Raw genomic sequence first — 26,391 nt, forward strand, 5'->3', positions numbered from 1 at the left:
TATATTACCGACAATACACCATAGAGAGAAGTGTTAAAAACTAGACTTAATCCATGTATACTAACTTTTTTATCACTGACCCCAATTCAATCTTATGCAGCGTATTGAACAACGCCTAGAAAAAATACTTTATGCCTCAAGGTGGCTACTCGCCCCTATCAACCTTGGTTTAAGCCTTGCTCTGATTTTATTATCTATCAAATTTTTTCAAGAAGCTTTTCACTTTTTCCCCATTATTTTATCCACTACAGAATCGGACATGGTGCTGGTGATTCTTTCGCTAGTTGATATGTCTTTGGTGGGTGGGCTAATTATTATGGTGATGCTCAGTGGTTACGAAAACTTTGTTTCGCGAATTGATATTGAAGAAGGTGCCGAAAAGCTGTCTTGGCTTGGCAAATTAGATTCTGGCTCGTTGAAACAAAAGGTAGCCGCCTCAATCGTCGCAATTTCTTCAATCCATTTACTTCAAAAGTTTATGAATGCCGAGCATATCGCCAACGATAAACTGATGTGGTACGTTATTCTGCATATTACTTTCGTCCTATCAGCCATTGGCATGGCTTGGGTCGATAAGATGAATAGACATTAAAAAACAGGACCTCACTATGCAATACAGACAACTGGGTAGAACCGATCTTAACGTTAGTTTAATTGGCCTTGGCACCATGACGTGGGGCCGTCAAAACACGCAAGAAGAAGGGTTTGAGCAAATGGATTATGCTCTCACTCAGGGCATCAATTTTTTTGATACCGCTGAAATGTATGCTGTTCCACCAACACCTGACACCTACGGCAAAACTGAAACTATTATTGGTAACTGGTTTGCCTCACGTAAAAATCGCGACAAGGTGATCCTTGCGTCAAAAATTGCCGGGCCAGGTATGGAGTGGGTACGTGAGGGCAACAACTTTATTGACCGTAAAAATATTCTATTAGCCGTTGAAGACAGTTTAAAACGTTTACAAACCGACTACATCGACCTTTATCAACTGCATTGGCCAAACCGCGGTTCTTACCACTTTGGTCAAATTTGGGACTACGCTCCTAACTTTGACAAACAAGCGGTTGAAGACAACTTCATTGAAGTTCTTGAAACAATGGATGAGCTTATTAAGGCAGGCAAAATTCGCCATGTGGGTCTATCAAATGAAACTGCTTGGGGCATCTCTAAATGGCTAGAGTTGTCTGAAAAACATCAGTTGCCACGTATGGTATCGATTCAAAATGAATACTCATTAATGGCTAGGCACTTTGAGCCAGACCTTAGTGAAATTAGTCTACATGAAGATTGCAGCTTACTCGCTTGGTCGCCTTTAACTCGTGGTTTAATCAGCGGGAAATACCTTAACGGCGCTATGCCTGAAGGCACCCGTTTGGCTATTGATTCGCGTGTTGAACATCGTGCTAACGCACAAACAGATGCCACTATTGAAGCCTATATCGCGCTAGCTAAAAAACATCAGCTTGATGTTTGCCAAATGGCGTTAGCCTTTGTTAATCAGCAACCTTTTGTTAGCTCTAATTTAATTGGCGCTACCAGTATGCAGCAATTAAAAAGCAATATTGCATCTATTGACCTAACGCTATCTGATGAAGTTAACGAGGGAATTAAAACCATTAGAAGACAATACCCTATGCCTTTTTAGGCCATATCTACGTCTCAAAACGACCTTTTATGCCAGTGCCCAACCAACGGATTATTGCCCAACTTCATGATAAGGGTGCTGGCTAACAAAGTGTTGAAGCACTAACTTCAGCTTAGCACTTTGCACAAGGTTACCGCACGCTTCAGCCTCATGGATATCGTCTAAGATAATCTCTTTAATTGCTGGAACGCCAGCTTCAGTTTCAAGCAAGTAATGCCCTAGCTCTAACGCTACAATGTTTGGCACATGTTCATGCTCTGCGATAGCCTCTATTTCTTCATTGGTGAGACCACTCAATTCGACACAATCTTCATATGTAAGCATGATTAACTCCTTTTTCTATATTCATTCCATACCCACTAATGTAGACAAATAATCCTAATTTTCTCTCAAGAAAAACACCCTTAAAGTGCTAACAATCATGTATTTCTTGATCTCAATCATATATTCCACATAAATCCCATCTATTGAGCATTGGGCGCGTCGTTCAACACACAAAAATAACGGTCTAGCTCTAGGTTTACGGGCAAGCCCTTGTTATGTCATGTATTCGTCAGCTTAATCTTAAGATTGTTCTTGCATAAGCACTAAGCCTTTGCGAGCATACAACCACATGAATATCGATTAGCTATCTTTTTCTCGAAATTCATTTGTAGTCATTGAAAAAAACATTCATAATTAAATGCTTATATAATAACAACGGAACACTATGAAAACCCAACTTATCATCAATAATGAGGCCGTAGACGCCTCAAATGGCGCAACATTTGAACGCCTAAATTCACTCACTGGCAACGTTGTTTCTCAAGGTGCTGCTGCAACCATTGACGATGCAAACAAAGCAGCTGAAACCGCTGCTATTGCTTTTAAAACTTGGTCAGAAACTGGCCCAACCGAGCGTCGCGCTTTATTACTCAAAGCAGCCGACATCCTAGAAAGCAAAACGAATGATATTATTCAAGCCATGGCTGCCGAAGTGGGCGCATCCGCCTTATGGTCTGGCTTTAACGTAATGATGGCAGCGGGTTTATTCCGTGAAGCCGCAGGCTTAACAACCCAAGTACAGGGTGAAACAATCCCAACGGATAAGCCTGACACTCTGTCTATGACATTCCGCCAACCCGTTGGTGTTGTGTTAAGTATGGCACCTTGGAATGGCCCTGTAGCGTTAGCAGCTAGAGCCATTGCCTACCCTATTGCATTTGGTAATACGGTTGTCTTTCGCGCTTCTGAAGTCAGCCCAAAAACGCATCTATTGGTTTGCGAAGCGCTGTTTGAGGCAGGTTTACCAGCAGGTGTTTTAAACGTTATCACACATGCTTCTGAAGACGCACCTCAAATCACTGAAGCATTGATTGCACACCCAGCCATCCGCCGCATTAACTTCACAGGCTCTACTCGTGTCGGCAGCATTATTGCCCAGCAAGCAGCAAAGCATTTAAAACGCTGTTTGCTTGAGTTAGGTGGAAAGTCTCCGCTAGTGATTCTAGACGATGCCAATATTGACGAAGCGGTTAGAGCGGCTGTGTTTGGTTGCTTCTTATATCAAGGTCAAATTTGCATGACAACAGGCCGTATCATCGTAGATGAAAAAGTGGCTGATGAATTTATAGAAAAATTTGCTGCCGCTACCGCACAACTGACCATGGGCAATCCAGCGGAACCCGGCAACGAAATGTGCATTGTTGGCCCACTGATTGACTCGTCCTCCGGTGAGCGCTTAAACAGTATTGTTAAAGATGCAGTAGACAAAGGCGCCAACGTAGTTTCTGGCGGAACAGCAGAGGGCGCATCGATGCCTGCCACTATTTTAGATAATGTTACTGCTGACATGCGCGCCTATCACGAGGAGTCTTTTGGTCCGGTTATTTCTATTATTCGCGTTAAAGACGATGAACAAGCACTGTTTGTTGCAAATGATACGGAATACGGTTTATCGGCCTCTGTCTTCAGCCGCGACTTCCCAAGAGCGATGAAAATGGCAAAACATATTGAATCGGGCATTTGTCACATTAACAGCGCAACTGTTAATGGCGAAGCTCAAGCGCCGTACGGCGGTACTAAAGCAACCGGTTATGGACGCTTCGATGGCCGTGCAGTGATTGATGAGTTTACCGAATTACGCTGGGTTACAGTTGCACCAAACCACGTGCACTACCCATTTTAAATTAATAGCTATTCCCCCAGCTTATTGAACATAAGCTGGGGCGTTTTAAGGCTAAACTTTATCTAATTTCGCATAGGCAAGCATTAGCCATTTACTACCCGCTGAAGAAAAATTAACCTGCACTCGCGCTTGCGCACCACTGCCTTCAATATTCAACACCACACCTTCGCCGAATTTTGCATGCACGACATGCTCGCCCATTTTAAAACCAACGGCTGATTCATCACTAAAACTAGCTTGTTGATTGCTTACTACGGGGCGTGTTACACGAGCGCCTAAACGAACCTCCTGCATTAACTCTGCAGGAATTTCCCTAATGAAACGAGACGGCATCGGATAGCTTTCTTGCCCATGTAAACGACGCGATTCTGCAGAGGTTAAATACAACTTCTCCTTTGCTCGTGTAATACCAACATAGGCTAGCCGTCGCTCTTCTTCTAGTTTCGCTGCATCATCAACCGAGCGCTGACTAGGAAACAAGCCTTCTTCCATACCAACCATAAAGACCAGTGGAAACTCCAAGCCTTTTGCCGAATGCAGGGTCATCAATTGAACGCAGTCTTCAAATTTATCACCTTGAGCTTCACCAGCCTCTAAAGCAGCATGGGCTAAAAATGAGTCTAACTCACTCAACTCTTCAGCTTCATCGGCCTCATAGGCAAATTGACGCGCTGCATTGCTAAGCTCTTCTAAGTTTTCTACTCGTGCTTCGCCCTTCTCGCCTTTTTCTTTTTTATGATGTTCAATCAAACCAGAACGGCTAATTACCTGTTCAACTTTTTCATGTAAGCTCATCGACGCCATATCAACAACCAGTTGACGAATCAAGGCTAAAAAGCCCGTCAATGCATTTAATGCTCGACCAGTTAACGCCGCTTCCTCACATAACTCATTTGCTGCCTGCCAAAGGCTTATGCTTTTCCCACGAGCTTGCTCACGAATAATATCTAGCGTACGCGTACCTAGCCCGCGTGTTGGCGTATTAACAATGCGCTCAAATGCCGCATCATTATCGTGATGAGTCGCCAGTTGCATATAGGCTAATGCATTTTTAATTTCTAACCGTTCGAAGAAACGATAACCACCATACACACGGTAAGGAATACCGGCAGCCATTAGATACTCTTCAAATAAGCGCGACTGAGCATTGGAGCGATATAAAATAGCGGCTTCTTCACGACTGTGCCCATTCGTCACCCAGTCTTTAATTCTATCAACAACAAAGCGCGCTTCATCCTGATCGTTATAGCCCGAATACAAAGAGATTAACTCGCCTTCCTCACCATCGGTCCATAACTCTTTACCCATCCGCCCATCGTTATTAACAATAATGGCATTGGCTGCTTTTAGGATGGTACTGGTGGAACGGTAATTTTGCTCTAAACGCACCACCTTATGTTCAGCATAATCTTTTTGAAAACGATGAATATTCTCAATCTTTGCACCACGCCAACCATAAATAGATTGATCGTCATCACCCACTACATATAAGTTTTCAGATTCTTCTGTGAGTAGCCGTAACCAAGCATATTGAATGGTATTGGTATCTTGAAACTCATCGACTAACACATGTTTAAAACGCTGCTGATAATGTGCTCTTACCGCATCGTTATCACGTAATAACTCATGTGCTCTAAGTAATAATTCAGCAAAATCGACCAGCCCAGAGCGCTGACAAACTTGTTCATATTCTGCATAAATCTCTAACATTTTTTGCTCAAAATGATCACTCGACGGCGCAATATGTTTCGCTCGTTTACCTTCGTCTTTTTGTGCATTGATAAACCATTGGACTTGGCGAGGTGGCCAGCGTGAATCATCCACATTCATTGATTTAAGCAAACGCTTAATCATCCGAAATTGATCATCTGAATCTAGCACCTGAAACGCATCTGGTAAGCCCAGTTCTTGAGCATGCATTCTTAATAAACGATGGGCGATCCCATGAAAGGTGCCAATCCACATGCCACCAACCGGTGTTTTTAGCATCGATTGCACACGCTCACGCATTTCACCTGCCGCTTTATTAGTAAACGTTACCGCCAAAATACTGTACGGCGAAACACCTTCAACCTGCATCAGCCAGGCAACTCGATGCACCAGCACACGCGTTTTACCACTGCCTGCCCCTGCTAAAATAAGTGCGGCCTTTTCTGGGCCACTCACTGCATCTCGCTGAGCATCGTTAAGCCCATCTAATATATGTGTAATATCCATGTGAATATTTTATACTGACCCGACACCAGTTTCATTGAAACAGACAAAAAATAACAACCTTTCATAAACCAACGCCCCGTTCGTTATTTAAGTTGCCTCGATTGACAAATGACAGCAAAAACTTTGGAATAAACAAATGGACGACATCAGCGCTAAAGAAACCACAACCATAAAGCATTATGAACATAATGCAGACGCTTTTTGGAGTGGCACAAAAGATCATGATGTTTCGCAAAACATTAAGGCCTTCTTAGCCGCTCTTCCAAAAGACAAAACCCTTAATATACTTGATTTTGGCTGTGGTCCCGGCAGAGATTTGAAACACTTTAAATCTTTAGGGCACGTTCCAATAGGCCTAGATGGCTCGCCAACCTTTTGCAAAATGGCCACACAGTACAGCGGCTGCCCAACACTTAATCAAACCTTTGCCACGATGACGTTGCCCTTTGAACATTTTGATGGAGTTTTCGCCAATGCATCAATGTTTCATGTGCCAAGCTCACAACTTTTAAATGTATTGAATAAGTTGCATCAGTGCTTACGCCCAAATGGCATTTTATTTACGTCTAATCCACGCGGTAACGCTGAAGGCTGGCAAGGTCAGCGTTACGGGCATTACCAAGAGCTAAAGGACAGTAAAGCTTTTTTGGAGCAAGCCGGGTTCGAGATATTAACGCACTACTATCGCCCCGAAGGGAAACCACAAGAACAACAACCTTGGCTGGCTATTGTTAGCCGACAAATCCCTCGCTAAGCCAAACAAGCACTTATTCAAATTACTTTTTAAGACTGCTTTCTCTTTGTTCATATAAGGCTGAATTAAAGGGTTGTTTTAACTGCCCAATAAATTGATCCCACCGCGTTTGATCAAATCTATCGCCTAAACCAAACCGTATATTTTGAGGATCATCTCGCAAACAAAAGCTAGCAAAAACCCTATCCCAAATGGACAACACACTGGCGTAATTGGAATCTGTTTCGTTTTGCAAGTGCGAGTGGTGAACCCAATGAACATGAGGCGTAACAATAATGACACGTAATAATCTATCCAACGTAGCTGGAACAGCAACATTACTATGATGAATTAAAATAATCGGTAACGCTATCAACTCATAAATTAGCAACTGCTCTACGCTTAAGCCAATGATTGGCAACACCAATAAACGCAGAGCGCTTGAAAATATTATCTCTACGCTATGAAACCGCACCGCTGAACTGGCATCCATTGCTGCATCCGAATGGTGGACAGCATGAAATCGCCATAAAAAGGGAATTGCATGATTGAGTCTATGCCAGCAATATTGCCAGCAATCGAATAACAACAGACCAATTAATAACTCAAAGTAGGGGTTTAATGTCAGCCAATTCAATAGGCCAAACGAATGGCCCACTGCCCATGTTGTGACTGACAACACCAAACCCGTGAACAAAACACTCGCTATAGCCGCATTTAAAACACCTAATAAAATATTAGCCGCATCATGCCTCAACCGTGGTTTGACAGCATCATAAAATCGAAACATCGGCGCTAGCATTTCTAGCATTACCAGCGTTGCTAATACCAGAGCAACAAGAACCGGCTTAGCAGCAAGATCCATTTCAGCCATGACTCAGCCTCAAGCGATTAATCAACTTACTCTGGTTAGGCCAGCTAATAACAACGCCAGCCTAAACATTTAGCTCCTTCAAAAAGCTAGCCGAATTTTGATTGCTCAGGATCTCTGCGCTATTATGAGAAGATGTTAAACCTTCTTATATAGCTCGGCACCTTTGCTTTTAAACTCGCCTGCTTTTTCAGCCATCCCTTCAGCCAATGCATCTTGAGCATCTATGCCTTTATTCGCTGCATAATCGCGCACATCTTGGCTAATTTTCATCGAACAAAAATGTGGCCCACACATGGAGCAGAAGTGGGCAACTTTGGCAGAGTCTTTAGGTAAGGTTTCGTCGTGATATTCACGTGCTCTGTCCGGGTCTAAACCAAGATTAAACTGATCTTCCCAACGAAATTCAAATCGCGCTTTTGATAAGGCATTATCTCGTATTTGTGCGCCGGGGTGACCTTTGGCTAAATCCGCCGCATGTGCAGCAATTTTATAGGTAATAATCCCCACTCGAACATCTTCTTTATTCGGTAAACCCAGATGCTCTTTAGGCGTAACATAACAGAGCATCGCACAACCAAACCAGCCAATCATCGCAGCACCAATGCCCGATGTAATATGGTCATAGCCCGGTGCAATATCGGTTGTTAAAGGGCCGAGGGTATAAAAAGGCGCCTCATCACAGCACTCTAGCTGCTTATCCATGTTTTCCTTGATCATATGCATAGGAACGTGACCAGGACCTTCGATCATTGTTTGCACATCGTGCTTCCAAGCTATTTTCGTCAGTTCACCTAACGTTTCTAGTTCACCAAACTGAGCTTCGTCGTTTGCATCGGCCAAGGAGCCAGGGCGCAACCCATCGCCCAATGAAAATGACACATCATACGCTTTCATAATTTCGCAGATATCTTCAAAATGCGTATATAAAAAGTTTTCTTTATGGTGTGCTAAACACCATTTCGCCATAATAGAACCACCGCGTGACACAATGCCGGTCGTCCGCTTAGCTGTCATCGGTACATAACGTAGTAAAACGCCTGCGTGGATTGTAAAGTAATCAACGCCTTGTTCTGCTTGTTCAATCAAAGTATCGCGGAAAATTTCCCACGTTAGATCTTCTGCTTTACCGTTTACTTTTTCAAGGGCTTGATAAATCGGCACCGTACCAATCGGCACAGGGGAATTACGCAAAATCCACTCACGTGTTTCATGTATATTTTTACCGGTTGATAAGTCCATGATGGTATCCGCGCCCCATCGAATGCCCCATACCATCTTATCAACTTCTTCTTCAATCGAAGAAGTCACCGCTGAATTACCTAAATTACCGTTAATTTTAACCAAGAAGTTACGGCCTATAATCATTGGCTCTACTTCAGGGTGGTTAATATTCGCTGGAATAATCGCTCTGCCACGTGCAACTTCGTCACGCACAAATTCTGCTGTGATCTGCTCAGGGATACTTGCGCCGAAGGATTCGCCGGGGTGTTGCTCTGCGTTAATTTCAGAACGCTTCATGTTTTCACGAATCGCTATGTATTCCATTTCAGGCGTGATAATGCCTTTTTTCGCATAATGCATTTGGCTAACGTTTGCGCCCGCTTTCGCTCGTCGAGGTGCTTGGATATGCTCAAAACGTAAGCTTGCTAACGCTGGATCGTTTTGCCGTTCTTGGCCAAAAGTTGAGCTGGGCCCTTCTAGCAGCTCGGTATCATTCCTATCTAAAATCCACGGTAAACGCACATTCGGCAACCCTTTACGCAAATCAATCGTTGCATCTGGATCTGTATAGACACCCGAACAATCATAAACATACACATCTGGGTTTTTTTCTGCGCCAAAACTAGACGCTGTATCCGCTAATGATATTTTACGCATCGGCACGTTGATATCATCACGCGAGCCTTTAATATAAACTTTTTCTGAATTTGGCAAAGGCGTTATAGCTGCCTGCTGCAATGCTTCGGTTTTCTTCTGGAATTCTTCTGGAATGGCGCTCATAACGACCTCTTTGATGCACGTGTATTGATATTAGGGTAGCCTTCATCTTATCACACACTGCTATAATTAATTTCCAATAAAAAAGGCTTTATTACCCATATGAAAAAAATTTCTGCTACTGAACTAAGCTCACTGCTTGAGCAACCTAATCACTCCTTATTTTTGCTTGATGTTAGAGAGCCTAACGAGTTTGAATATTGTCATCTACCAAACAGCCATTTAATACCAATGCAGAGCATCCCTAATCGTCTAGATGAACTGCCAAAAGACAGCCCTATTATTACTATCTGCCATCATGGAATGAGAAGCCAACAAGTAGCTCAGTTTTTGCTCCAAAATGGCTTTACCGATGTTATTAACTTGACCGGCGGTGTTAATGCTTGGGCCGCTCAGGTCGATAATTCTATGCCAACTTATTAAGCTAATGGAAACCTTGCCAGACCTACTTAGCGCCCCATTAGCCGCTTTGTCAGTTGGGTTAAACCCTTCTATTCCGTCTGTTAAGGCAGGGTTTTACTTTGCCAACCCCAGAAACCGATTTTGGAAAGCACTCAATCAGTGCGGTTTTTTTGATGAACATATCGAGGCCAGTTTTAAAGGCTGCCAATACCTACACACTAAATACCGAATTGGCTTTACTGACCTAGTAAAGCGCCCAACCGCTGGCTGTGGCGACTTAAAAGCCCTTGACTACCGTAACGGTAGCTCTCGACTACAGCAACTCATCGACGATACACAGCCCGACATAGTTTGGTTCCACGGTAAATTAACCTGTCAAAAATACCTGCAATACAGCGAAGTCAAACCATCTGCCACCAGCTGGGGCCTGCAATCTTGGACGATTAACGCCAAACCCGTTTACGTATCACCCAATCCTAGCCCTGCAAATGCCGCTTTCTCACTAGCTGTTATTAGCGACAGCTATGCAGATTTTTTTAAACACTTATCATAACCTGCTCATGCTAACCGTTATTCAACGCGTCACTTATGCCAAGGTTACCGTTAATGATTGCCTCATTGGTGAAATTGGCCAAGGCATCGTCGCCCTTGTCGCCATTAAGGAAAACGATAGCGAAACCGAAGCAAAGCAATTGATTGATCGTATTTTATCGTATCGGATTTTTGCCGATAAAAACGGTAAAATGAACTTAAGCTTAAAAGATATTAACGGTGGTTTATTACTGATCCCACAGTTCACCTTAGCGGCCAATACCAAAAAAGGCGCTCGCCCCAGTTTTAGCTGCGTTGCAGCACCTCAACTATCAAAGCCGTTGTTCGAATTTACTACGCGTTATGCAAAACAACAATATGCCGCTGTTTCATGCGGTGAATTTGCTGCCGATATGCAAGTTACTTTATGCAATGACGGACCCGTCACATTTACATTAAAAACACGGAATGAAGATGGTTAAGAACCTGCCCAACATGCTAAAGTGTTGGCTGTTACTACTAGTCTCTTTACCAACATGATTTTTTTGAAAAAACTTCTTCCAAGTCTCGCTCTTTGTATTTTCCCTGTTTTAAGCATCGCCCAACCTATCGATTTGATGACGGCCTACAAACGTGCTCTTCAACATGATGCTGACATTCATGCTGCTTATAACCAGTTGCTATCTTCAAAAGAAGCAAGCCCACAGGCTTTAGCTGGGTTACTACCTAGCATTAACGCATCGGCGCTGTCTAATGATGTCCGCCAAGAAAGTGAAAGTAGTTTTTCGGGACCGGGGAAAAGTACAGACCAATTCCGTGATGAGGGCTTTGCAGTTTCCCTAAGACAGCCTCTTTTTAATTGGGCCAACTACACTCGCTACAAGCAAGCTAATAAGCAGGTTTCTAGAGCCGAAGTAGAGTATGAAATTGCGCAACAAGCACTAATTTTACGTTTAACCGAACGTTACCTTAACAGCCTTCAAGCCGAAGTAGCCTTGAACTTAGCAAACGACGATGTTAATGCTTTCACCCGTCAGCTTGAGCAAGCACAAGCTCGCTTTGAAGTTGGCCTTATCGCGATCACTGACGTACATAACGCCCAAGCTCGATATGATTTGTCTATTGCAACTCAAATTGCTGCACAAGATGACCTGTATTCTGCACAAGAGTCACTTCGAGAGATTATCCAAACCGACGAATTAGTACTGGCTCATTTAGCCTCTAGTTTCCCCTTATCTGCGCCTGAACCGAATGATATCAATCGCTGGGAAGAGTTTGCTGCCCTGCAAAACCTATCGCTGGAAGTAGCTAAATACGATGTCAACATTGCTAAAAAAGAAATAGAGCTACAGCGCGCAGGCCACTACCCTACTGTAGATCTAGTCGCTTCTCACCAATATGCTGAAACCGGCGGTGGCAGCTTTGGAACTGGCTTTAGAAATGAATCCGATAGCATTGGCGTAGAACTAAATGTGCCTTTATTTGCGGGCGGAAGAACCAGCTCACTAACAAGGCAAGCAGCGTTTAACCATCAACAATCGTTAGATATCTTACAATCATTACAACGCACCACTCTAAGAAAAACGCGTGACGCATTTAGGGGCGTTACGGCCAACCTAAAACGCATCCATGCCTTAGAGCAGGCCATTGTTTCAAACAAAAGCTCTTTAGACGCAAATGAAGTTGGCTTAGAAGTAGGGACCCGTACCATCGTTGATGTGCTTGATGCGCAAAGTAACTTATCACGAGCAAAACTTGAACTAAGCATTGCGAAAAAAGACTATATTCTTAATATTTTAAACCTTAAAAACAATGCTGGAACCCTTTCTGAGGCCGACCTTGGCATAGTCAATAACTGGCTAGCACACTAGATACCGCTCATTATTAGCCGTAATAAAGAACACTAGCTACATAAGCATCATGGCGTTGCATTAAGTAACGCCATGTCTTTAATAGCCCATTTTTTGATCAGCCAAATAACAGCAGAACCGAACAAAACGCAGCCACTCGCCATAAATAATGAGGCATTATAATCACCCGTTGATGCTGCTAAATAGCCTGCGATAGTGGGTGCTACAATCTGCGGAACACCATAACTCATCGTTAACATACCCATCAGCTTTGCCGGCTTTGTCGGGTAAAATCGGCCCGCCATTGTCAACACAATGCTTACGATACCCACGAAAGTAAAACCATACAAAGCAGCACTTAATAAAGCAAACAGCAATGTATCGCTCAACGCGGGAAGCACAATACCTACCGCATGTATCAAAAATGCAAATAGCAGCGCATTCAAAATACCCGTTTTTCTTGAAATTAAATCCCAGATAATACACGCTGGCGCGGCACAGGCGCCCAATACAAGAAATGCAATTTCACCTTGCCCCTTCAAAGCAGGCTGATTCTCGACTATTGCCACAATATACGTTGCGCTAATAACAAAGCCAAAACCTGCGCAAAAGTACACCAACAACATAAGCCCCAAGAACCGCTTACTGGGTGGTTTATCATCAAGAAGCTGCCCTTTTTCTGTTAGCTTGCTTGTAGCTGGAGGCGGTAACCATCGCCATGCAGGAATAGCTAACCCCATCCCAACAAAACCGAGCAACAACCATTGCGCTGACCAGCTGACTGACTTCGAGTATTCAAGTAATAAAGCTACAAGTACTATTCCTAACCCTATCCCAGAAAAGTGAATACCCATCTCGCTTCGATGGTGATGCCTAATCAACCAATTTAACATTAGGCCTGCGCCAATTAACAACCCGGCGGCCGTACTAAAACCCGCAACAAAGCGCGAAACACCCCAAACCCAAGGGTTATCAGACAGCCCCATCATTATTGTTGTCATAATCGCAAGCAGTAAGCCTAGCCGGTAAATCCGGTCTTTAACAACGAGGTTTCCAACTAATGTCGCTGTTAACGCACCCAACATATAGCCCAGATAATTTATAGTCGCCAACCAACCCGCTAGCACCTTGGTTAATCCAGCCTGTTCAAACATGATAGGGATCATTGGCGTATAGGAAAAACGCGCGATACTCATTGTTAAGATCAGGCAAAAAATACCTGATGAAAGTACTTTAAAGCGACTACTAACGAGACGCATTAACCATACTGACAATACGCTCTGCCACTTTATCCACCGCGCCTTTGTTTTGCTCAACAAAACGAAGGCCCTTCATTCCCATCTGATCTCGTTGCTCAGGGTGCTCGAGTAAGTCAACCACTTGTAATGCAAGTTCGTCCGCACCCATCACTTGAATCGCAGCGCCTTTTTTTAATAAGCACTCACTAATTTCGGTGAAGTTATGTACAAATGGACCAAAAAGAACCGGCACTGAATGTGCCGCCGCCTCAAGCATATTGTGCCCACCAGTTGGCACGAAACTACCACCAATAAATGCAACATCAACGGTTGCATAGTACAGTTTCAATTCACCCAAGGTATCCAGTAAAAACACGTCTGTTTTTACTGGCGATGATTTTTGCTCGCTTCGTCGCGTCACGGTATAACCACGTTTTTCACACAATTTTGCAACGGTGTTAAATCGCTCTGGGTGCCGAGGCACCAAAACTAACAAGCTATTCGGTAACTGTTTTTTAATTTGAGAAAAAGCATCCAATACTATTTCATCTTCGCCTTCATGCGTACTGGCAGCTATCCAACTAGGGCGCTGTTGAAACCAATCTCGCCTGATGACCTCTGCTTCTTCAAACAGATGGGCTGACATTTCTAGATCAAACTTAATATTACCTGGCACACTGATATTATTTTTATTTAAACCGAGATCAACGAACCGCTCTAAGGTCGCCTCAGTTTGCGCACAGACATGCGTAATATTCGCCAATGTTTGCACCATAAAAGCACCTAGTTTTGCATACCCCTTTGCAGACTTTTCAGAAAGTCGTGCGTTAACAATAATAGACGGCACAGCATTTTTCTGCGCTTGGTGAAGCATATTTGGCCAAATTTCTGTTTCTAGAATAATCGCTATGGCTGGTTTAAAACACCGATAAAAGCGCCACATCGCATCCGGCAAATCGTAAGGCAAATACACATGATGAACACGATAACCTAAAAATGCCTTTACTCGCGCAGAGCCCGTTGGCGTGGTTGTAGTAACCAAAATTGGCTTATCTGGATAAGCAGCTGCAATTTTATCAATCAGTGCAAAAGCTGCCTCTGCCTCACCGACAGACACGGTATGGAACCAAATAACCCCTTGCGGCTGACCTTTTTTATACCAACCAAAACGTTCTGCCCAACGGTTTAAGTATGCCGGTGCTTTGCGCCCACGGATTAACAGCCGTAAAATAAAAAACGGGGTCAGTAAGTACAATAAGACTGAGTACGCCAGTCGCATTAAACTAACCGGCGTTTAACCATTCCATGTAACACTTTACTCCTTCAGCCACGGTTTTGAAGCTAACATCACAACCGGCCGCCCTTAACGCCGTTAAGTCTGCCTCTGTAAAGCTTTGATAATGTCCAATCAAATGGTCGGGAAAAGGAATGTAACTTAGGCTGCCTTTTTGGTGATAATCCAGTACGCCTTTCGCTACATCATTAAAAGGTTGGCTCTTACCCGTGCCACAATTATAAATTCCAGACACCGTTGGGTTATCCAAAAACCATAAATTCACGTCAACCACATCCGTCACATAAACAAAGTCACGTACTTGCTCACCATCTGCATAACCATCACAACCAGCGAAAAGTTTGATTTCACCTTTTTCAAGTAGTTGATTATTTAAGTGAAACGCTACACTCGCCATGCTGCCTTTATGCTGTTCACGGGGGCCATATACATTAAAATAACGCAGACCAACTACTTGACTTCTAGCCTCTTGCGGGCTCAATGCTTCTTGTGCTCTGACATATTGATCAAACAAGAATTTAGAATAACCATACACATTCAGTGGCGCTTCGTTGGATAAGTCTTCCTTAAAAACGCGCCCACCGCCATAAACCGAGGCACTGGATGCATAAATAAACGGCACCTTATTTTCTTGGCAAAAATGGTAAAGGGTTTTCGAGTATTCATAATTGTTTTCCATCATAAACTGACCATCCCACTCAGTTGTAGATGAGCAGGCGCCTTGATGGAAAAGCGCTTCAATCTTATCCCCGTCGAGGTCCCCGCCTAATACACTGCCTAAGAAATCATCTTTATCCATATAGTCGGCAATCCGGCCATCCACGATGTTCTTAAATTTTGTGCCGTCTTTTAAGTCATCAACGACTAAGATGTCGCTAATACCTCTAGCGTTTAAACCTTGCACTATATTGCTGCCAATAAACCCTGCACCACCTGTTACGATTATCATCTTCGTTTACCTTTTATCGCTTGTATCGCGTATATTTTTAATCAAATTGGTCGTTGAACAACCATCCACATAATCCAGCACATAGGTAGAACCACCTGCCTTGGCAACACAATCATGTCCTTCAATATCTTCAATTCGTTGATAGTCGCCACCTTTCACCAACACATCAGGCAAAATGCGACAAATATGCTCGCGTGGTGAATCTTCTGAAAAAGCGCAAACCCAATCTACACACGCTAATGCGGACAACATTTCTGCACGTGTTGCTAAATTATTAATCGGCCGCTCAGGGCCCTTTAAGCGAGACACCGAGGCATCATCATTCACTAAAATAATTAACCGATCACCCAACGCCTTTGCTTGCTGCAAATACCGCACATGTCCTGGGTGTAAAATATCAAAGCAACCGTTTGTTAGTACAATTTTTTCCCCATTCAAGCGCGCTGTTGAAATCGCTTCTGACAACTCATCTGCACTAACATAGCCGCGAGGCATGTCTTCTAAGGTGTGCAAAGTCGCCTGCAACTCTTGCTGAGTAATCGATGCCGTGCCTAATTTAGCCACCACTAAGCCGGCTGCTTGATTAGCCAATACAGTGGCTTCTGAAAAACTTGAGCCCGCAGCCAAACATGCTGCTAATGTTGAAATAACCGTATCACCTGCGCCCGTCACATCAAACACTTCTTGCGCCTGCGTTGGTAAATGAATCGGCGGCTGTTGCGGCTGCAATAAGGTCATGCCTTTGTCACCACGGGTAACCAATAACGCCTCCAGCTCTAGCTCATTAAGCAAGGCAGCGCCACGAATGACGACATCCTCATCACTCTCACATTCACCTACCACGGCTTGAAACTCACTCCAATTTGGGGTAATTAACGTGGCCCCTCGGTATTTGCTAAAGTCTGTTCCTTTCGGGTCTATTAATACTTTTTTACCTGCTGCTTTTGCCGCAGCAATAAGTTGTGTTACAGACGCCAGCGTTCCTTTGCCATAATCTGACAAAATCACCACATCATGCGAGGCAAGTACCGCTGTATAGTGTTCTAGTAAGGCCTCTGCCGGCAAATCATGAAAACTGTCTTCAAAGTCCAAACGAATCAATTGCTGATGACGACTTAAAATGCGTAATTTGGTAATCGTTGGCTGATTAGCCAGTGTCATAAACTGACACACTACTTTTGCTTCTTCTAGCTGACTTTTTAACGATCTTGCTGCGTCATCATCACCGGTATAACCAAGAACTGACACTGCCGCATCCAAACCCGCAATATTTAACGCAACGTTTCCGGCACCGCCTGGGCGATCTTCTACATTTTTAACGTGCACAACAGGCACTGGCGCTTCTGGAGAAATACGCGAGGTATCGCCTTGCCAGTTTCTATCCAGCATCAAGTCTCCAACAACCAGTACTGACGCTTGGCTAAAATCAGGTAATTTCATCTTCGAATTCTTATTTAATAATCTACCGCCCATCATATCACGCAGCACACAAAGCAGAAAAAGCCTGCCCTAAATTAACAGATAATTTATAATTCAAGAAAACACGCATGAGGATACTCTGTTGAGCATTAAAATTTATCATAACCCACGTTGCAGCAAATCTCGCCAAACACTCCAACTACTTGAAGAAAAAGGCGTTCAACCAGACGTTATCGAGTACCTGAAGAAAGCACCTAGCCGAGCCGAACTAGAATCCATATTAAGCATGCTCAATATGGAGCCACGCGACTTAATGCGCAAAGGCGAAGCCATTTATAAAGAACAAAACCTAAAGGACAACAGCCTTAGCGATGAACAGTTAATCACAGCAATGCTGGAGAACCCTATTTTAATTGAACGGCCTATCGTCTTAGCGAATGGCAAAGCAGCAATTGGCCGCCCACCTGAAACCGTTCTGGAAATTTTATAAATGAACACCGAGGTCCTGGTTCTATTTTATAGTCGCCATGGCGCAACAGCTAACATGGCCAGTGTGATTGCTCGGGGCGTGGAAAGCATAGAAGGCGTACAAGCTAAAATTCGTACCGTGCCAGCCATTTCTAGCGTTTGTGAAGCAACTGAAGACAATATTCCAGCTGACGGTGCTTTATACGCCAGCTTAGACGACCTTAAAAACTGCCACGGGCTCATCTTGGGTAGCCCGACTCGATTTGGCAATATGGCTGCACCCTTAAAATACTTTCTTGATGGCACAAGCAACCTTTGGCTATCTGGCGCGCTGATTGGCAAGCCTGCTGCCGTTTTTACCTCAACCAGTAGTCTTCACGGGGGGCAGGAAACAACGCTCACATCAATGATGCTACCGTTGCTTCACCACGGCATGTTGCTGGCCGGGCTACCGTACTCTGAACCATCATTGTTAGAAACACAATCTGGTGGCACACCATACGGCGCCAGTCATCTAGCAGGCCCTGATAACTCGCGAAAACTAGATCAACACGAATCTGACTTATGCCTTGCTCTTGGCAAAAGAATCGCCCTACTCGCAAAAAACTTAATTCATAATGACTTTACCCGGTAAAAAAGCAGCGTACTGGTTGCAACTACTCAGCTACCTTTGCTTAATTGGCTTCGTAACCGCTTGGATCACCCTACTCGCGCCACCGCAAACCTTCCCAGTAGCCTTGGTGCTTATCACCTGTGTTATCCCATTATTATTACCATTAAGAGGTGTTCTACATGGTAAAGAAAAGCCCGTTAACTGGGCGGCTTACTTAAGCCTGCTGTACTTTATACATGGCACAACCGAAGCGTTTGCAAGCTCAACTACTCGACTGCTTGGCCTTCTTGAAATTGTCATCAGCTTAACGGTATTTTTTAGCGCCTCTCTATATATTCGTCACATTAGCAAACATTAATGCACCCCCAACTGCCTCTGCCTTTCAAGTTAAAAGAAGCGTTTAACTTTGAGAGCTTTATTGCCACTGAGAATCAACTGGTCATTAAGTCCCTAAAAGATGCCGATGAACCGTTTATTTTTCTTTGGGGCGACATAGGAACCGGTAAGTCTCATTTATTACAATCGGCTTGCCAACGCCAAAGCCAACTAGGTGGCACAGCCAGCTATTTGCCAGCAAAAGAGCTACTGGGCACCTCGGCAAAAATACTGGAGGGCTTGGCGAACCTCGACCTAATTTGTATAGATGATATCGACATCCTATGTGAAAAGGCTGATTGGGAAGAGGCCTTATTTAACCTGTTTAATCAAATTAAACAGCAAACTGGGCGTTTAATTGTAAGCGCCACGGTATCGCCACAACATCTTCAGATCAGCCTTAACGATTTGCAAAGCCGATTAAATAGCGGCCTTCCACTTAACTTGGCCCCTCTTAGCGACGAAAGCACCCTACAAGCCTTACAAGCACGTGCTCAAAAACTCGGCTTAGAACTTAACCGTGAAACCGCTAACTATTTAATGACGCACTTTCCTAGAAATCTGCATACGCTCTGGAACTTGCTTAACACATTAGACAAAGCAAGCCTAGCAGCCCAGCGAAAGTTGACCATTCCTTTTTTAAAGTCCACGTTATCAAAATCGATATAAGCCATTATTGATTAAGGCTGTGTTCAGTTCGGGGAAATATGATATCGTTTTTAAAAACAAGGAGACGTTTCCATGAACAATTGGCTAAAACAAACGACGTTTATCATCGCTTTATTAACAACACCTCTTGTCAACGCAGGGCTTTTTGATTTTATTAAAGACATCGATACCAGCAAGCTCAGCATTCCAACATCCAGCCAACTTCCCGCAAATTTAAGTCAGACTGATGTTATTGCAGGACTAAAAGAAGCCCTTAAAAAAGGCACGACCGTTGCTGTTAACAATTTAAGCCAAGAAGGTGGTTTCTTGAACCATGAGGATGTAAAGGTCCCCATTCCAAGCAGCTTACAACCCATTGCCTCTTCACTGGAAATGCTTGGCCAAGGTCGTTTAGTAGACAGCTTCCAAGCCACGCTCAACAAGGCCGCCGAACAAGCAGCCCCTGAAGCGGCTACTATTTTTGCAAACACCATTCAAAACATGAGTATTGATGATGCGGCACAGATTCTCAATGGATCAGATACCGCTGCAACTGACTATTTCAAACAACACAGCTCCGAGCAATTACTTAACAAGTTCCTACCCATTGTTAAACAGTCAACAGATAGTGCTGGTGTTACCGCCAGTTACAAGCAACTTATCGCTAACTCAGGCTCGATCGGCCAATTAGTTTCCTCACAAACACCGGATCTTGACACGTTTGTTGCACAAAAAGCGGTTGACGCTATGTTTTTACGAATTGCCGAGCAAGAAAAGCTCATCCGTGAAAACCCTGCAGCCCGAACAACCGATTTACTAAAAAAAGTCTTCACCCCCTAACCAAAAACTAACCGAGGTATAAAATGGAAAACGTATTATCCGAAGAAACCCTTCTTCAAGTTCAAGAGCTACTCACCGTATACGGGCTTAAAATCATCGCTGCACTCGCAATATTTATTATTGGTAAGATGATTGCTAAGTCGATTAAGTCCGGCGTCATTAAAGCAATGAAAAAAGGCGGCTCAGACCCGATCCTTATTTCATTCACTACTAACATTATTTATACCGCTCTACTGGCTTTCGTCATCATTGCCTCACTGGGGCAACTGGGCATACAAACCACTTCCTTTATTGCCATCATTGGTGCTGCTGGTTTAGCGATTGGTTTAGCCCTTCAAGGCTCATTAGCAAACTTTGCCGCTGGCGTATTAATGATTATTTTTCGTCCCTTCAAAAAAGGCGATTTTATTGAAGGTGCTGGCGCTTCAGGTATCATCGAAGAAGTTCATATTTTCAATACCGTGATGCGTACTGGCGATAATAAAACCATTATCATTCCTAACGGCAGCTTAATGGGCGGAAATATTGTTAACTACTCAACCAAGCCAACACGACGTTTAGATTTAGTTATTGGCATTGGTTATGATGATGATATTAAGAAAGCAAAATCCGTATTAGACGAACTCATGCAAAATGAAACACGCATCTTAAAAGACCCCGCTCCAACCATTGGCCTACTCGAATTAGGCGATAGCAGCGTAAACTTCGCCGTACGCCCTTGGGTCAACTCTGCTGATTATTGGGGTGTGCATTTCGACTTACTCGAAAGCATCAAATTACGCTTTGATAGCGAAGGCATTAGCATTCCTTACCCACAACAAGACATCCACGTACACAATACAAGCGACGACAAGTAACGTCATTTAAAACGCTTACCAAAAGGGCTGGTTTACCAGCCCTTTTGCTTTTTGCAAAAAAATAACGGTAAGTCTCATTTAATATTGATTTATATCATAAACTTTACTATTGTGATGTACGTACTTTTTAACGCGCTTAGCGCATCACTTAACTACAAAGGCAATTATCATGGCACATGAATTACCCGCTCTTCCTTATGCAATTGACGCATTGGAACCTCATATCTCTCAAGAAACACTAGAGTTTCACCACGGCAAACATCACGCAACCTATGTTACTAAATTAAATGGTTTAATCCCTGGAACAGAGTTTGAGAACGCAAGTCTTGAAGAGATTGTCAAAAACTCTTCTGGCCCTATTTTTAATAATGCAGCACAAATCTGGAACCACACATTTTATTGGAACTGTTTAACGCCAAACAGCACTGAGCCAACAGGTGATTTATTGGCTGCCATCAATGAAGCATACGGTTCTGTTGACGCATTTAAAGCAGAGTTTACAGACAAGTCTGTTAATTTATTTGGCGCTGGCTGGTGCTGGTTGGTTAAAAATGCTGATGGCAAACTTGAAATCGTCCAAACCAGCAATGCGGGCACACCGTTAACCGCTGGCCAAACACCATTATTAACTTGTGACGTATGGGAGCACGCTTACTACATCGACTGTCGTAACGCTCGCCCTGCCTACATGGATAAATTTTGGGCATTAGTGAACTGGGATTTTGTTGCACAAAACCTATAGTCACGAGACATAATTATAAAAAGGCACCGAATCGGTGCCTTTTTTTATGTTTGCTTGTATAACTCACTGCTTTTATATTGATCATTGACGTGTCTCAATAGTACAAATAAAACCGCCGCCACCGGCAAAGCCAATAAGACCCCGGTCACTCCAAACAACTGACCACCAACCATCACCGAAAATATAACCGTTACCGGATGCAAACCGATCTTATCGCCGACCAACACAGGGGTTAACACGAAGCTTTCTAAAACTTGTGCTACTGCAAACACTACGAAGATTGGCAAAACACCACTGACATCATGCAACTGAAAAACAGACGTAGCGCAGGCCAATACAAGCCCCACAATCAAACCTAGATAAGGCACAAAACTGACCAGCCCGATAATTAAGCTGATTAACAAGGAAAACTCCAGCCCCACTAGACTTAATCCAATATAGTAAATAACTGACTGGCTAGCCATTACTAAAAGTTGTCCCTTGAAAAAAGCGCCAAGAACAGCATCAACTTCGTGCGCAATACCCGTTAACTTATCTTCTAGCCGACGTGGAAACGAATGTTGAATGCGTTCTAATATCGCATTCCAATCGCGTAAAAAGTAAAACGTGACGAGTGGAATCAACAGCAGATTAGTCAGCGCCGACAAGAAAGCCATTCCAGACGAGCTGACAGAGCTCAAGATGCTTGCCACGACACTACCTGCACTGCCAATATTGTCTTGCAGAGTCTGTTGAATTTCATCTACATTCACGGAGCCATAGTGATTTAAACGAACTTGCAGCCACGGCAGCACCGTTTCTTTTACCCAACTGATAATAGCCGGTACTTTTTCAACCAAACTAGCAAACTGTTGTTCTATCAGCGGCACAAGCACAATGGTCACGCCTGCCAAAAGAGTAAAGATTACAACAAACACCAAGCTGACCGCCCATGATCGCTGCCACTTATGTTTTTCCAGCCACGTTGCCAGTGGGTCACCTAAGTAGGCTAATAATGCCGCACAAACAAATGGCATTAAAATGGGCAATAACACGTAAGCCAGACCAATAAAGGCAATGGCAACTAAATAGTACTTAGTGTTATCGTTTTTCATACTACTCCCGAACCTTCGCTTCCCATGCTTTAAACCCCCAGCTCCAAACATACTCTAAACCACTAATGACAGTAGTTGCAGCAACCGAATAAAGCGCAAACTCAATCCAACTGTGCGGTATAGGCACGATGCCTTGGCTGGCTATTAACAACACCAAATAAACTATCTGAAATGTCGTATTTAACTTACTAGAAAATGGTGGCGTGCCTTGAAACGTCTCAATCATCAAGTGATACGCTAGAGCGCCAAAAGACACAATGACGTCACGCAACAAAATCACAATAAATAGCCAAGCAGGCATTAAGCCTGTTAAGACGCATACTAAAAAGCAGGACACCAATAGCAACTTATCAGCTAATGGGTCTAGAAAAGACCCCAACTGGCTCGTCCAGTCATATCGCTTAGCTAAAAAACCATCTAATGCATCTGACAACCCAGCAATAATAAAAAGCGCCAAGGTCATCTGATACTGCTTGTTCCATAACAAATAGATGATTGGTAAAACTAATACAATCCTAATGACACTGATCAGGTTAGGAATATCGCGCCTATTCATTTAGTTGACTCGGTAGTAAAGAACTTTTTCCAATGGTTGAGCAGGCAAGCTATTGATATCGGCACTAACCGGGGCAACTAGTCTTTGAGAACTACCCGGTGACAAAACATCGTTCAATGCAATGGTCTGTATCAATACCGACTCATCACCTGTGATAACTAGGTTCAGCACCACCTTATTTCCCTGTAATTGCTCCCAGTTTAATTTTTTTACCATATCAAGCGATGATAAATAGCCTGTAGCGCGAGTAAATGCCAGCAGGTCATCAACTCCAATCAGCTCAATTGTCAGCTTTTTTTCCAAGCTGACAATACCCATCGGGGCATAAATATCTGCTAGCTTTTCTGTCATTTCAATAAATACCGGCTGAAAAACAGTACTAACACCGGAGGATTTTTCCACCCCATCGTATTGCCGACCTTCACTTAGCCAGGTCCAGTTAAGCTGCCATATCCCGTTGGTTTTTAACAACCGAGCAAAGATTACCTGATTTGTACTATAACGTTGAGAAGCGAGCGCTATCTGCTCTGAAAAACCTGCCCGTATATCGTTAAAACTAACGGCTCTTTGATCTGCCAAATCTAACAAAGGTAGGGTCACTGCTAAGCCAGCATCTAACGACTCTTGTTTCAGCGCATCAGCCAATTCTTTGCCTGTGCTGCTATTGAGTATATAACGATCATTACCATCATCCACTGCTAACCATAACAACACATCCGGCCTATTAGCGCCCCAAACAGGCACATCAAACTGTTGCAAAGTTCGATCTAGTGCAGCTTTTTGAAACCTAACGATCAACCAATATCCGTTATCTTGATCTCTTTTTTTATACTGGAACTGCTCTACATAGGAGCCAACATTCGATAAGGCTTCCAGTAACGGCGAATTATTCAATGTACTACGACGGCCAGAGACTTTACGTACTACTGTATGAAGCGCCTGTTTAATGGCCTGATTACGCACAGACTGAGACTGGTCATCAACTGCTACTTGCGCCGTGTATAGGCCCTCTAGCTGCACCGCATATGCCGGCACAGATAATAGTAACAATAAAATACTCACTAAAAAACGCATCATTACGCCCACACAACCTTAATTAATAATAAGCTATAGCATAATATAGTTAGCCCTATTACTGCCAACAATTAACTCAACTGATATAATCTAACTTTTTATAACCGAATACAGTTTATTTTGAACGATTCAAAGAATAGCCTAAGCTATAAAGACGCAGGTGTTGATATTGATGCCGGCACACAACTCGTCGAACGAATAAAGCCTATTGCTAAGCGAACCCAGCGCGCAGGCGTCCTGTCAGGGCTGGGCGGCTTTGGCTCTTTATTTGAGCTACCACTCGATCGTTATAAAAAACCCGTGCTTGTCTCCGGCACCGATGGTGTTGGAACAAAACTTAAATTGGCTATGATGCTGAACAAGCATGACACGATCGGCATAGACCTTGTTGCCATGTGCGTCAATGACATTATCGTAACCGGCGCTGAACCTTTATTCTTTCTCGACTATTACGCAACAGGCAAACTAAATGTAGACGTGGCCAGTGACGTAATTGCAGGCATTGGAAAGGGTTGTGAATTAGCCGGTGCCGCACTGGTTGGCGGTGAAACCGCCGAAATGCCCGGAATGTATCATGGCGAAGATTACGACTTAGCAGGCTTTAGTGTTGGTATTGCTGAAAAAGACAACATCATTGATGGCACTGAGGTTGCCGTTGGCGATATATTAATTGGCCTTGCCTCATCAGGCGCACATTCAAATGGCTACTCATTAATTCGCCAAGTAATCGAACTACAAGACGACCTAAATCAAACATTGGACAACAAACCTCTTACCGATGTTTTACTCGAACCAACGCGTATTTACGTTAAGACCCTACTTGATTTAATTAGCAAACAACCCATTCATGCCATCGCTCATATTACCGGTGGCGGCATCACCGAGAACTTGCCCCGCGTCTTACCTGACAATACAGTAGCCAATGTAAAACTAGGTAGCTGGCCAACGCTCGCGTTGTTCGATTGGCTTCAAGAAGAAGGCAATATTAGCGATGAGGAAATGCTTAAAACTTTTAATTGCGGCATCGGCATGGTCCTTTGCGTCGCAAAAGACAATGTAGACGCTGTTCTCGCTCAACTTGAATCAAGCGGAGAGTCTGCATTCATCATCGGCGATATTGCCCAAGCCGAGGGCGAACCCAAGGTTAACTACCTTTAATCATAATGAACTCCGACTATCGTATTGTCGTTTTACTATCGGGCTCTGGCACAACGCTCCAATCGATTATAGATACTGGCCTACCCGCCACTATTTCGGCGGTTATCAGTAACAAGCCCGGGGTTATGGGACTTAACCGTGCCAAAGAAGCCAATATTCCAACCCATGTTTTAGATCACACCACTTATTCATCACGTGAAGCCTTCGATCAAGACTTGCAGCAACAAATTGATGAATACAAACCTGATTTAGTGGTTTTAGCTGGGTTCATGCGCATTCTTAGCGATGACTTTGTGAACCACTATTACGGCAGACTCATCAATATTCACCCCTCTTTGCTGCCAAAATATAAAGGCATGCACACACACCAACGGGTTATGGACGATGGCGAGCCACTTCACGGTAGCAGCGTACACTTTGTTAATACTGAGCTCGATGGCGGCCCTGTGGTTTTGCAAGCACGCTTACCGGTTCTTCCCAACGACAGCCCCGAGAGCCTTGAGCTTCGAATTAAAACGAAGGAACATCTTATTTACCCAACCGCCATTAGCTGGCTTGCCGAGGGGCGAATTGAACTAAAAGGCAACGAAGTCTATATGGATGGAAAAAAAATGAGCGGCCCAGTCGTCATGGATTACATGTAAT

At 43.7% G+C, this 26,391-nt stretch carries 28 protein-coding genes; 17 read left to right on the top strand and 11 right to left on the bottom strand.

The genetic code is table 11. The features are described 5' to 3' along the window. Positions 1 to 103 precede the first annotated feature (103 nt). Together KUG63_RS08295 and KUG63_RS08300 are read left to right on the top strand one after the other, a co-directional pair. A complete protein-coding gene (locus tag KUG63_RS08295; RefSeq protein ID WP_319023247.1) occupies positions 104 to 592 on the top strand; it encodes a TIGR00645 family protein in 489 nt (162 codons plus the stop codon). 16 nt (positions 593 to 608) lie between these two features. After that, a complete protein-coding gene (locus KUG63_RS08300; protein ID WP_015004999.1) occupies positions 609 to 1,649 on the top strand; it encodes an aldo/keto reductase in 1,041 nt (346 codons plus the stop codon). Positions 1,650 to 1,700: 51 nt separating this feature from the next. Here KUG63_RS08300 and KUG63_RS08305 read toward each other — a convergent pair whose 3' ends face one another. After that, a complete protein-coding gene (locus KUG63_RS08305) occupies positions 1,701 to 1,973 on the bottom strand; it encodes a hypothetical protein (RefSeq protein ID WP_016390382.1) in 273 nt (90 codons plus the stop codon). 385 nt (positions 1,974 to 2,358) lie between these two features. On the opposite strand from KUG63_RS08305, the gene KUG63_RS08310 reads away from it, so the two are divergent. After that, a complete protein-coding gene (locus KUG63_RS08310; protein WP_015004997.1) occupies positions 2,359 to 3,816 on the top strand; it encodes an aldehyde dehydrogenase in 1,458 nt (485 codons plus the stop codon). 51 nt (positions 3,817 to 3,867) lie between these two features. Here the strand turns inward: KUG63_RS08310 and uvrD are convergent, their stop codons facing one another. Continuing rightward, positions 3,868 to 6,033 (bottom strand): DNA helicase II, encoded by a 2,166-nt coding sequence (uvrD, locus tag KUG63_RS08315; RefSeq protein WP_020931858.1) that lies wholly within the window; start codon positions 6,031 to 6,033, stop codon positions 3,868 to 3,870. 136 nt (positions 6,034 to 6,169) lie between these two features. Here uvrD and KUG63_RS08320 point away from each other — a divergent pair, with 136 nt between their 5' ends. Next, positions 6,170 to 6,787 carry a class I SAM-dependent methyltransferase gene (locus KUG63_RS08320; RefSeq protein WP_015004995.1) on the top strand — a complete coding sequence of 206 codons (618 nt, stop codon included), beginning with the start codon at positions 6,170 to 6,172 and terminating at the stop codon, positions 6,785 to 6,787. Between the two features lie 22 nt (positions 6,788 to 6,809). On the opposite strand, the gene KUG63_RS08325 is transcribed toward KUG63_RS08320, so the two are convergent. Together KUG63_RS08325 and thiC are read right to left on the bottom strand one after the other, a co-directional pair. Next, positions 6,810 to 7,640 (bottom strand): sterol desaturase family protein, encoded by an 831-nt coding sequence (locus KUG63_RS08325; RefSeq protein ID WP_287554783.1) that lies wholly within the window; start codon positions 7,638 to 7,640, stop codon positions 6,810 to 6,812. Between the two features lie 135 nt (positions 7,641 to 7,775). After that, positions 7,776 to 9,641: a phosphomethylpyrimidine synthase ThiC gene (gene thiC, locus KUG63_RS08330; protein WP_016390377.1), complete on the bottom strand. Its 1,866-nt coding sequence runs from the start codon at positions 9,639 to 9,641 to the stop codon at positions 7,776 to 7,778. Between the two features lie 99 nt (positions 9,642 to 9,740). Between thiC and KUG63_RS08335 the strand changes: the two genes are divergently transcribed. Genes KUG63_RS08335 through KUG63_RS08350 form a run of 4 tightly spaced genes read left to right on the top strand, consistent with a single transcriptional unit; the run spans position 9,741 to position 12,442 of the window. Beyond that, complete coding sequence (locus KUG63_RS08335) at positions 9,741 to 10,061, top strand: rhodanese-like domain-containing protein (RefSeq protein ID WP_015004992.1); 321 nt, start codon at positions 9,741 to 9,743, stop codon at positions 10,059 to 10,061. 4 nt (positions 10,062 to 10,065) lie between these two features. Further along, a complete protein-coding gene (locus KUG63_RS08340) occupies positions 10,066 to 10,593 on the top strand; it encodes a mismatch-specific DNA-glycosylase (RefSeq protein ID WP_287554786.1) in 528 nt (175 codons plus the stop codon). Between the two features lie 7 nt (positions 10,594 to 10,600). Further along, positions 10,601 to 11,053 (top strand): D-aminoacyl-tRNA deacylase, encoded by a 453-nt coding sequence (dtd, locus tag KUG63_RS08345; protein ID WP_020931856.1) that lies wholly within the window; start codon positions 10,601 to 10,603, stop codon positions 11,051 to 11,053. Positions 11,054 to 11,107: 54 nt separating this feature from the next. Continuing rightward, on the top strand, positions 11,108 to 12,442 hold the full coding sequence (locus KUG63_RS08350) for a TolC family outer membrane protein (RefSeq protein WP_287554788.1): 1,335 nt from the start codon (positions 11,108 to 11,110) through the stop codon (positions 12,440 to 12,442). Positions 12,443 to 12,489: 47 nt separating this feature from the next. Here KUG63_RS08350 and KUG63_RS08355 read toward each other — a convergent pair whose 3' ends face one another. From KUG63_RS08355 to hldE, 4 genes are read right to left on the bottom strand one after another with little or no spacing between them, the layout of a single operon-like run. Further along, positions 12,490 to 13,695 carry a YbfB/YjiJ family MFS transporter gene (locus tag KUG63_RS08355; RefSeq protein ID WP_232228506.1) on the bottom strand — a complete coding sequence of 402 codons (1,206 nt, stop codon included), beginning with the start codon at positions 13,693 to 13,695 and terminating at the stop codon, positions 12,490 to 12,492. Continuing rightward, entirely contained in the window at positions 13,667 to 14,938 is a 1,272-nt protein-coding gene (gene waaA, locus KUG63_RS08360) for a lipid IV(A) 3-deoxy-D-manno-octulosonic acid transferase (RefSeq protein WP_020931853.1), read from the bottom strand. The genes KUG63_RS08355 and waaA overlap by 29 nt, the downstream gene beginning before the upstream one ends. 4 nt (positions 14,939 to 14,942) lie before the next feature. Further along, positions 14,943 to 15,902, bottom strand: coding sequence for an ADP-glyceromanno-heptose 6-epimerase (rfaD, locus tag KUG63_RS08365; RefSeq protein ID WP_287554791.1), 960 nt, complete (start codon positions 15,900 to 15,902; stop codon positions 14,943 to 14,945). A gap of 6 nt (positions 15,903 to 15,908) precedes the next feature. Further along, the gene (gene hldE, locus KUG63_RS08370; RefSeq protein WP_015004985.1) at positions 15,909 to 17,342 is read right to left on the bottom strand and encodes a bifunctional D-glycero-beta-D-manno-heptose-7-phosphate kinase/D-glycero-beta-D-manno-heptose 1-phosphate adenylyltransferase HldE; all 1,434 of its coding nucleotides are present in this window, start codon (positions 17,340 to 17,342) and stop codon (positions 15,909 to 15,911) included. Between the two features lie 121 nt (positions 17,343 to 17,463). On the opposite strand from hldE, the gene arsC reads away from it, so the two are divergent. From arsC to KUG63_RS08405, 7 genes are all read left to right on the top strand, one after another. Then, the gene (gene arsC / locus KUG63_RS08375) at positions 17,464 to 17,811 is read left to right on the top strand and encodes an arsenate reductase (glutaredoxin) (protein WP_015004984.1); all 348 of its coding nucleotides are present in this window, start codon (positions 17,464 to 17,466) and stop codon (positions 17,809 to 17,811) included. Next, the gene (gene wrbA, locus KUG63_RS08380; RefSeq protein WP_287554793.1) at positions 17,812 to 18,423 is read left to right on the top strand and encodes an NAD(P)H:quinone oxidoreductase; all 612 of its coding nucleotides are present in this window, start codon (positions 17,812 to 17,814) and stop codon (positions 18,421 to 18,423) included. Further along, complete coding sequence (locus tag KUG63_RS08385) at positions 18,407 to 18,760, top strand: DUF2069 domain-containing protein (protein ID WP_287554795.1); 354 nt, start codon at positions 18,407 to 18,409, stop codon at positions 18,758 to 18,760. The genes wrbA and KUG63_RS08385 overlap by 17 nt, the downstream gene beginning before the upstream one ends. Continuing rightward, a complete protein-coding gene (hda, locus tag KUG63_RS08390) occupies positions 18,760 to 19,446 on the top strand; it encodes a DnaA regulatory inactivator Hda (protein WP_015004981.1) in 687 nt (228 codons plus the stop codon). Before KUG63_RS08385 ends, hda begins: the two co-directional genes overlap by 1 nt. Before the next feature lie 72 nt (positions 19,447 to 19,518). Beyond that, the gene (locus tag KUG63_RS08395; protein WP_015004980.1) at positions 19,519 to 20,265 is read left to right on the top strand and encodes a DUF4197 domain-containing protein; all 747 of its coding nucleotides are present in this window, start codon (positions 19,519 to 19,521) and stop codon (positions 20,263 to 20,265) included. A gap of 23 nt (positions 20,266 to 20,288) precedes the next feature. After that, positions 20,289 to 21,122 (top strand): mechanosensitive ion channel domain-containing protein, encoded by an 834-nt coding sequence (locus tag KUG63_RS08400; RefSeq protein WP_016390369.1) that lies wholly within the window; start codon positions 20,289 to 20,291, stop codon positions 21,120 to 21,122. A 169-nt stretch (positions 21,123 to 21,291) separates the two neighbouring features. Then, entirely contained in the window at positions 21,292 to 21,864 is a 573-nt protein-coding gene (locus tag KUG63_RS08405) for a superoxide dismutase (protein ID WP_015004978.1), read from the top strand. 44 nt (positions 21,865 to 21,908) lie between these two features. Here KUG63_RS08405 and KUG63_RS08410 read toward each other — a convergent pair whose 3' ends face one another. Genes KUG63_RS08410 through KUG63_RS08420 form a run of 3 tightly spaced genes read right to left on the bottom strand, consistent with a single transcriptional unit; the run spans position 21,909 to position 24,591 of the window. Then, on the bottom strand, positions 21,909 to 22,958 hold the full coding sequence (locus KUG63_RS08410) for an AI-2E family transporter (protein WP_277642284.1): 1,050 nt from the start codon (positions 22,956 to 22,958) through the stop codon (positions 21,909 to 21,911). 1 nt (position 22,959) lies between these two features. Then, positions 22,960 to 23,514 (bottom strand): CDP-alcohol phosphatidyltransferase family protein, encoded by a 555-nt coding sequence (locus tag KUG63_RS08415; protein ID WP_020931848.1) that lies wholly within the window; start codon positions 23,512 to 23,514, stop codon positions 22,960 to 22,962. Further along, positions 23,515 to 24,591: a DUF2066 domain-containing protein gene (locus tag KUG63_RS08420; protein WP_287554800.1), complete on the bottom strand. Its 1,077-nt coding sequence runs from the start codon at positions 24,589 to 24,591 to the stop codon at positions 23,515 to 23,517. 117 nt (positions 24,592 to 24,708) lie between these two features. Here KUG63_RS08420 and purM point away from each other — a divergent pair, with 117 nt between their 5' ends. Further along, positions 24,709 to 25,746: a phosphoribosylformylglycinamidine cyclo-ligase gene (purM, locus tag KUG63_RS08425; protein WP_287554802.1), complete on the top strand. Its 1,038-nt coding sequence runs from the start codon at positions 24,709 to 24,711 to the stop codon at positions 25,744 to 25,746. 5 nt (positions 25,747 to 25,751) lie between these two features. After that, entirely contained in the window at positions 25,752 to 26,390 is a 639-nt protein-coding gene (gene purN, locus KUG63_RS08430) for a phosphoribosylglycinamide formyltransferase (protein ID WP_015004973.1), read from the top strand. Position 26,391: the final 1 nt, after the last annotated feature.

It is taken from the genome of Cycloclasticus sp., assembly GCF_019090545.1.
Lineage (GTDB): Bacteria > Pseudomonadota > Gammaproteobacteria > Methylococcales > Cycloclasticaceae > Cycloclasticus > Cycloclasticus pugetii.